Annotated in this window: 8 protein-coding genes and 1 pseudogene; 8 read left to right on the top strand and 1 reads right to left on the bottom strand. The window is 26.1% G+C overall.

What is annotated here, in order from left to right; genetic code table 11:
• From CQA69_RS08635 to CQA69_RS08600, 8 genes and pseudogenes are all read left to right on the top strand, one after another.
• Positions 1-501, top strand: a 501-nt coding sequence (locus CQA69_RS08635) for a class I SAM-dependent methyltransferase (RefSeq protein ID WP_137621375.1), incomplete at its 5' end; no start/stop codon positions are given.
• A 27-nt stretch (positions 502-528) separates the two neighbouring features.
• Positions 529-1194: a CDP-alcohol phosphatidyltransferase family protein gene (locus tag CQA69_RS08630; RefSeq protein ID WP_137621374.1), complete on the top strand. Its 666-nt coding sequence runs from the start codon at positions 529-531 to the stop codon at positions 1192-1194.
• Positions 1195-2205 carry a radical SAM/SPASM domain-containing protein gene (locus CQA69_RS08625; protein WP_137621373.1) on the top strand — a complete coding sequence of 337 codons (1011 nt, stop codon included), beginning with the start codon at positions 1195-1197 and terminating at the stop codon, positions 2203-2205.
• A 3-nt stretch (positions 2206-2208) separates the two neighbouring features.
• Positions 2209-3510 carry a phosphoenolpyruvate mutase gene (gene aepX / locus CQA69_RS08620; protein ID WP_137621372.1) on the top strand — a complete coding sequence of 434 codons (1302 nt, stop codon included), beginning with the start codon at positions 2209-2211 and terminating at the stop codon, positions 3508-3510.
• A complete protein-coding gene (gene aepY, locus CQA69_RS08615) occupies positions 3510-4598 on the top strand; it encodes a phosphonopyruvate decarboxylase (RefSeq protein WP_137621371.1) in 1089 nt (362 codons plus the stop codon). The genes aepX and aepY overlap by 1 nt, the downstream gene beginning before the upstream one ends.
• Positions 4583-5083 (top strand): adenylyl-sulfate kinase, encoded by a 501-nt coding sequence (locus tag CQA69_RS08610; protein ID WP_137621370.1) that lies wholly within the window; start codon positions 4583-4585, stop codon positions 5081-5083. The genes aepY and CQA69_RS08610 overlap by 16 nt, the downstream gene beginning before the upstream one ends.
• A gap of 368 nt (positions 5084-5451) precedes the next feature.
• Positions 5452-5680 (top strand): annotated as a pseudogene (locus CQA69_RS09340) (hypothetical protein); the annotation flags it as partial.
• A 90-nt stretch (positions 5681-5770) separates the two neighbouring features.
• Positions 5771-6715, top strand: a complete 945-nt coding sequence (locus CQA69_RS08600) for a helix-turn-helix domain-containing protein (RefSeq protein ID WP_137621369.1) — start codon at positions 5771-5773, stop codon at positions 6713-6715.
• A 91-nt stretch (positions 6716-6806) separates the two neighbouring features.
• Here CQA69_RS08600 and CQA69_RS08595 read toward each other — a convergent pair whose 3' ends face one another.
• Positions 6807-7424, bottom strand: coding sequence for an NYN domain-containing protein (locus tag CQA69_RS08595; RefSeq protein ID WP_137621368.1), 618 nt, complete (start codon positions 7422-7424; stop codon positions 6807-6809).
• Positions 7425-7877 lie beyond the last annotated feature (453 nt).

Below are 7877 nucleotides of genomic sequence, written 5' to 3'. Positions count from 1 at the left end.
AATGATTTTTTAGCTTATGGCGTGGATTACTCAGCAAATGGGATCAAAGCAACTCAAGAAATATTAGACTTTCATAAACTAAAAGCAGAACTTAAAGTCTCAAGTGTCGATGATATCCCTTATGAAAATGAAAAATTTGATGGTGTAATTTGCTATGGTGTGCTTTATTATAATCCTAAAGAAGTCATAGAAAAAGCAGCTAAAGAAATTTATAGGGTTTTAAAAAAAGACGCGATTGCTTATGTAGTAGTAAGAAATACAAAAGATTATCGTTATTTAAATAATGAAAAAATTTCAAAATATGAAGTGCTTATCCAAGAAAACGATACTTCAAAATCTTCTTTTAAGGAAAATGACATGAAAATGTATTTTTTTGATAAAGATGAGGTGAAAAGAGTTTTTACTATGTTTGAAATTTATGAGATAAATAGAATAGAAACATCTTATGAAAATGATTTGATTTGTGATAGTCATTATTGCATTGTTTTGAAAAAAAAGTAAAATATTAAATTTTGTAAAGGATTATGTATGGACTTTACTGCAAAGATAAAGAAAAAACAGCGACTTGAAGAAAAAAGTATGTATTTGATAGAATATGTATATAGAATTTTAATAGTTAAGAGATATTTGGATTTATTAGCTAAGTTAAATATACATCCAATTATTATTACATTAATTAATACGATATTATTTCCTTGTATATTGTATCTTATATATTTAAAATATTATATTATAGCAGCATTTTTGACGCAACTTTATGCCATTATTGACCATACAGATGGAATGTTAGCAAGATATACAGATAAACAAACTTATATTGGTTCAAGATTGGATAGATTAAATGATAATCTCTTTTTTAATTTGATATTTATAGTGATTGCTTTATCAGCTGATTTATCATTATATTTTTCTTTGGTTGTAATTATAAGTATGAATTTACATAATGTTTTTGGTTGGTTTTATTTTCCAAAGAAGCTTAGAACATTTGAAAAATTTAAGAGATTTGGTTTAAAAAAATGGTTTTTTGATAAAAATTTTATTTTAGGTATAGATGCCTCTTTGCTACTTAGCTTAATAAGTGTTTTTTTGATTTTACATGAGTTTAAATTATTATTCTATACAATATCACTTTGTTATATCTTTGATTTAATATATAGAATAATTGAAATAAAATTAAACGAAAAGGAGAAATAAATGGGAGAAATAAAAACAGAATCTACTTCTGCTGGCAGGGTTGTAAATAATTCCAAAAAAGATATAGATGCAATATTTATAGAAAAATATGGTCAAAGATGGGTTGATTATAGAAAGAAATGGGCTGATGCTTCAAATTATATATTAAATGATTTTCCTTTATTTGTTAGATTTGAAAATCAGTTTAAATGCAATGCTAGATGTACCATGTGTGTTCATGGTCATGCTGATTTAAGAAATGATTATAAATACGAAGGATATCTTTCATTTCAAAAATTTCAAAGTTTAGTAGATGAGTGTGATGAACATAAATGTCCATCAATAGGAGTATCTCAAACCAATGAGCCTTTACTAGATCCTGATATCATTGAAAGATTGAAATATCTTAGTTTAAAAAATAATATAATGGATATTCACTTTAATACCAATGCATCTTTATTGGATGAAGAAATGTCAAAAAAACTTTTAGATACTAATATTACAAGAATGAATTTTAGTATTGATGCATTCACTGAACAAACCTATAAAAAAATAAGAATAGGACTTAATTTTAATCAAGTGATTAAGAATATAGAAAATTTTATTAATCTAAGAAATAAAATGAATTTAAAATTGCCAATAGTAAGGGTGAGTTTTTTATTACAAGAGAAAAATAAACATGAATTAGAAGATTTTAAAAATTACTGGGTAGACAAGGCAGATTATGTAGCAGTGCAGCGTTATGTTCCAATTTCTCCTTTTGATGATGAAAGAAGTGTAGCTATATCTGATTCTCCTATAGCAGGAAAACAAAGTTGTTCTTACCCTTTTGAATCTTTATTTATACATGGTGATGGTTTAGTTGTTCCTTGTGCTAGTCATAGGGCAAAACATATAGCGGTTGGCAATGTAAATAATGATAGTATATATAATATATGGCATAATGATAAAATGCAAGAATTAAGAAAAGCGCATAAAGAAAATTTGTTAAGCTCTACAAAACTTTGTGATACTTGTTTATTTAAAGGATAAATTATGAAAAAAATAGTTTATGTTCCAATGGCAGCTGATATAATACATCCAGGTCATCTAAATATTATTAAAAAGGCATCGGAGCTTGGTTATGTTATGGTTGGATTATTTTCTGATAAAGCTATTGCGAGTTATAAAAGAGTACCGTTTATGTCTTATGAACAAAGAAAAGAAATTATAGAGTCAATTAAAGGTGTTGATGAAGTTGTAATGCAAGATGAAAAAGATTATGATACTAATTTATTGAAATATAAACCCGATTTTATGATTCATGGAGATGATTGGAATAATGGTCCTTTAGCTTCTTCAAAACAAAAAGCAATAGATATAATGCAGTCATGGGGTGGTCAAATAATAGAAGTTAAATATACAGAAAATATTTCATCTAGTATAATTAATAAAAACATCAAGGAAATAGGAATTCTTCCACAAGAAAGACTTGGATCTTTAAGAAATATATTAAATGCAAAGCCTATTATCAAAGGGATCGAAGCTCATAATGGTATTAGTGCTATGATAATTGAAAATCTTAACATAAAAGATGAAAATGGAGTGAGTCAGTATTTTGATTTTTTATGGTTAAGCTCTTTAACGGATTCTAGTTCTAAAGGTAAACCTGATATAGAATTTGTTGATTTAACCTCTAGAATGGCTACTGTAAATGACATATTAGAAGTTAGCACAAAACCTATTATATATGATGGAGATACTGGCTCTAAAATACCTCATTTTGCTTTAACTGTTAAGAGATTGGAAAGACTTGGCATAAGTGCAGTAGTTATAGAAGATAAAATAGGCTTAAAGCAAAATTCATTATGTGAAGATAATTCAAAGCATACTCAGGATTCTATAGAAAATTTTTGTCTTAAAATTCAAACCGGAAAGCAAGCTCAATTAACGAGTGATTTTATGATTATCGCAAGAATTGAAAGTCTAATTTTAGGAAAAGGTTTAGATGATGCACTAAATAGAGCAAAAGCTTATATAGAAGCAGGAGCTGATGGCATAATGATACATTCTAGACAGAAGGATGGGAAAGAAATTTTGGAATTTTGTAAAATTTACAATTCTTTTCCGAATAGAAAGCCTTTATTGGTTGTTCCTACAAATTACCCTTCTTTAAGTGAAGAAGATTTTAAAAATGCGGGAATAAATATCATTGTATATGCAAATCAGCTTTTAAGATCAGCATACACTGCCATGAAAGAAACCGCAACTTCAATTTTAACTCATAAAAGAAGTTTGGAAGCTGATAAAAATTATATTTCAGCACTAGATCTTATTAAATTGATTAAGGGAAATTAATGATCAATTCTCTGGAATTCGCAAATTTCTTAAATGAAAAATTTTCATTTTTTGCTGGAGTGCCAGATAGTCTTTTAAAATCGTTAAATAATGCTTTAGAGTTAAAATGTAAAAATAATTTTTTTGTAACAGCAAATGAAGGACAAGCTATAGCGTTTGCAAGTGCTTATAATTTATCTACTTCAAAAATAGCTCTAGTTTATATGCAAAATTCTGGTTTAGGAAATGCTATCAATCCGCTTTTATCATTGGCTGATCCGAAGGTTTATAATATACCTTTGATTATGTTTATAGGATTAAGAGGTGGTAAAGATGATGAGCCTCAACATTTAAAACAAGGTGAGGTTACTAAGAAAATTCTACAAGCATGCGGTATAAAAAGTTTTTTTTTGAGTCAAAATATCAAGAAAGCAAAAGAACAAATAGATAAGGCAATACAAGAATGTAATTTAAAAAAGCAGATTATTGCTTTTTTAATTAAAAAAAATACATTTGATAACTTTAAAGCTATAAGAGAAAAAAACAATTTTAAAATAATTAGAGAAGAGGCTATTTCTTTAATTCAAGATTATTTTAATCATTCAAAATTTATAGCTACAACTGGAATGATAGCAAGAGAATGTTATGAGTTAAGAAAAATAAAGAAACAAACACATGCCAATGATTTTTTGGTTGTAGGTTCTATGGGCTATGCAAGTTCTTTAGCTTTTATTATTTCTAAGTATTCTAGAAAACATATTGTATGTTTAGATGGTGATGGGGCATTTATTATGCACATGGGATCTATTTTAAATTTTAAAAATTCAAATTTTTTACATATAGTTTTAAACAATCAAGCTCATGATAGCGTTGGAGGGCAATTTACTCACGCTAAAAATGCTTCTTTTTTGAAATTATCCAAAGCGTGCGGATATAGCTATAGCTTTAGCGTAAAAACTATGAAAGATTTAAAAAATAAACTAGAAATCATTAAAAAACTCAATGGACTGATTTTTTTGGAAATAAAAGTAAAGCAGCAAACCAGAAAAGATCTCTTAAGACCAAAAGATATTTTAATGCTTAAGGAAGAGTTTTGCAAGGAGCTTTAATTTTTATAACTGGATTAAGCGGGAGTGGAAAAACTACTCTAGCTTCAGAAATTCAAAAAGATTTACTCGAAAAATATACCATAAAATCGATTCTTTTAGATGGAGATGAGTTAAGAGCTTGTGTTGGAAATTTGGAGTATTCTAAAGACGCTAGATTGGCAATGGCACGCTATTATGTTAATATAGCCAAAATTCTTTATCATCAAGGTTTTATTGTTTTACTTTCTACAATTTCTATGTTTGATGAAATCAGGAATTTTAATAGGCAAAATTTTAAAAATTATTTAGAAATTTTTTTAGATGTTTCTTTAGATATAAGGCAAAAGAGGGATAGTAAGAATTTTTTTAAACATAATGTTCAAAATATGGCAGGAGTAGATCAAGTATTAGAATTACCTACAAGTAGCGATATGATTTTAAAAGACAATTTTGATATTAATAAGTCAAAAATTCAAATTACCAAAAAAATTTTAAAGATGATTTAAACTTATTTTATTAATTCAATTTTGAAAAATACAATAAGCCGTCATAAAAACTATACCTCCCTCCTTAAGTGTGCAAAACTAAAGTAATAAAAAACGACATATTTCTTTACATATAATAGAATTTTTATTGATAAAAATAAACCAAAAGTACAGCTATAATATGAAAATTGTTAAAAAGAATAAAATTTAAGAGGATTAAAGTTATAAAAATGGTAAAAATCTATCTTTACAATAGAAAAAAAGAATTTAGATCTAACTAAATATAATTAAAATATCAAATTACTATAGATGAGAATTAAAAGAAAGCTATAGTGATAGAAAATTATAGATAGGGACCTTACAAGTACAGTAATAAATCAATTATTTGAAGAGAAGTTACCCAAGAAAGAAACTTTATACAAGTATTGTCCAAATAGCCTATGGTTTTTTAACACAAAACGAACTCAAATGCTTTTGCACATCAATGCACTCAATCAGCTACAGCAAGGAGAGCGAAGAAGAGCCGATAATATCTTGCGATGGACAAGTGCTAGGAATAATGAGATTGAAAGAGATGGATGGTTTAAAAAAGAATTAATATTAGATTATATTACATAAAAAATATAAAATATTATGTAATATGTATATACTTGACTTTTTATATTATTATGCTTTAATTATAAAAATTATTTACTAAAAGGAGTTTTTATGTTTAAAGAAGTGTGTAATACTTTGGGGATAAGTAGGACAGAATTGGCTGAAAAATTAGGATTATCCAAGACTACAGTAGATTCTTGGAGTGATAATTCAAGAATATCCAAAACTGCTAAAGTAACTCTAGAGTTAATGCTTGAGAATCATAAGCTTAAAAGTATAATTAAGAATTTTCAGGATGGATTTGCTTTGCTAAACTCATATAATTTAGGAGATAATATAACGAATAATACTTCTTCAAAAGATCATAATGATTTAATTAATAGAATTAATCATATTTTTAAGGAATTAAAATTAAGTGAAATAACTTGTGCAAGAGCAATGGGTGAAAATAGTTTTGCAAAAATCAATCAAATTTTAAATTTTAAAATGTATCCAGGTTTTGATTTTTTAGAGAAATTTGCATCAATATTCAAAATTAATCATCATTGGCTATTAACAGGCAATAGATATCCATTTGATAATAGTTTTATAAAATCAAATTTTAACTCGCAATTTATAAATGAAGCTGAAATTTTTTCTAAAATTTATATTGTTACTTGTAAAAATAATTTTGATTATACCAGAATAATTATAGTAAACCAAAACAATGAATTTGATTTTTATGAAACTTACTTTTGTATAGGAAGTAAGTTTATTATGGAGACTATGGAATGCAGCGATCTTTGTGACTTGTATGAATTTTATCAAAAATTCAAGTATAAAATTTCTTGTTTAGAATTTAATGAAAATGATTATAAGAAGCTTTTATCTAAGAATTATTATCCAAAAAATATTTTAGATTGTGGAGATATATCTTATTTGCTTATTGATTTGCTTGATTTAAGAGAGAATAATGAAAAAGAATATGGTGAATTTTTTGGAAAATGTATAAATATAATTAAGTCTGTTCGAAAAGATAGAGAAAAGAGAAGAATAGAGGGAAACAATATTAACTAAATTTAATATTCTAAGACTAATCAAGCTAGACTTAGAATATCTTTTGGTGATCTTATTGAGGAGAGGGAGATAATAAAATCAGACTTTTATTTTATTCATTGTTGCTTTTATTTTTATTTATAAAAACAGATGAAAGAAGATCAATATGTTCTAATAAGCCTTTTTTAATTTGAGTTTCTGGAACTCTCATAGGATCTAATTGAACAATAATCCCTTCTTTTCTAGCGTGCTTAACAGCAGGAATAAAATCACTATCAGCTGTGATTAAAATTATTTTTTCTACTTGATGTCTATTTGATAGAGTTGCAATATCAAGTCCTATTTTCATATCTACGCCTTTTTGTTTAATATCTAAAACAAAATCTTCTTCCTTTAGTTCGCTAATGCTAATTTCTTTACGTAGAATTTTTTTAAACTTCTCATAATCTTTAAATTTCCATTGAAATGCATTTTCGTCAATTTCACCTAATCTTACAGCAAAATAAGGTTGCTTTCTTAGATGATTTAATAGCTCACTTCTAAACTTATAAGTTGTAGTTTTGCCTAAGTTTTTAGTTTTATCAGTTTTTTTTAATATTGGAGGCTTAGGAACATTTTTATTTAATGGTTCACAATCATAGATATAAACTCTATGTAAATAATCTTTATTTCTTTTGAGTGTTTCCCATATATAATCATTTAATCTTTTTGCTAATTCTTTAGCTTCCATTGTTTTAAAATTTTTTATGGGTGTTATATCTTTGAATAAAAAACGAGAGATCTACAAGAACCGCATTTTCTTGTATTGGATAATAGAAAAATTATCTTTATCTATAAATCTGATTATTTATATCCATATTAATCCTTTTTATTAATTTTGAAAAGCACAACAAGTTGTCAATTTAAAAATACTATGCTAAAGAGACCACTCATCGTGCTGATGATATTGTAATTCTATCATAAGAATATTAATAAAAACTTACGACTATAAACATTATTGATAGGCTTTATAATCTTGTTATATTTTAAAGTTTTTCAAAACTTCTATAAAACCGCTTTTCAAATCAAAGTCATTTGACGCTTAAAATCAAAGTCATATTTTTTGACTTTGATTTCTAATGCAAAATTTTAACTTATTTTCTACTTTCAAAAGCTTTGATAATATCTGTTTTATATTGATAAA

The sequence above is a fragment of the Campylobacter estrildidarum genome, from assembly GCF_005406205.1.
Lineage (GTDB): Bacteria > Campylobacterota > Campylobacteria > Campylobacterales > Campylobacteraceae > Campylobacter_D > Campylobacter_D estrildidarum.
Note: the sequence above shows the minus strand (reverse complement) of the source record. Positions and strands in the feature narration are given on the sequence as shown.

Bases quoted from the DNA above. Each gene is read 5' to 3' on its own strand.
- CQA69_RS08595 (WP_137621368.1), bottom strand. From the start codon at position 7,424: ATGGAAGCTAAAGAATTAGCAAAAAGATTAAATGATTATATATGGGAA.
- CQA69_RS08600 (WP_137621369.1), top strand. From the start codon at position 5,771: ATGTTTAAAGAAGTGTGTAATACTTTGGGGATAAGTAGGACAGAATTG.
- aepX (WP_137621372.1), top strand. From the start codon at position 2,209: ATGAAAAAAATAGTTTATGTTCCAATGGCAGCTGATATAATACATCCA.
- aepY (WP_137621371.1), top strand. From the start codon at position 3,510: ATGATCAATTCTCTGGAATTCGCAAATTTCTTAAATGAAAAATTTTCA.
- CQA69_RS08625 (WP_137621373.1), top strand. From the start codon at position 1,195: ATGGGAGAAATAAAAACAGAATCTACTTCTGCTGGCAGGGTTGTAAAT.
- CQA69_RS08630 (WP_137621374.1), top strand. From the start codon at position 529: ATGGACTTTACTGCAAAGATAAAGAAAAAACAGCGACTTGAAGAAAAA.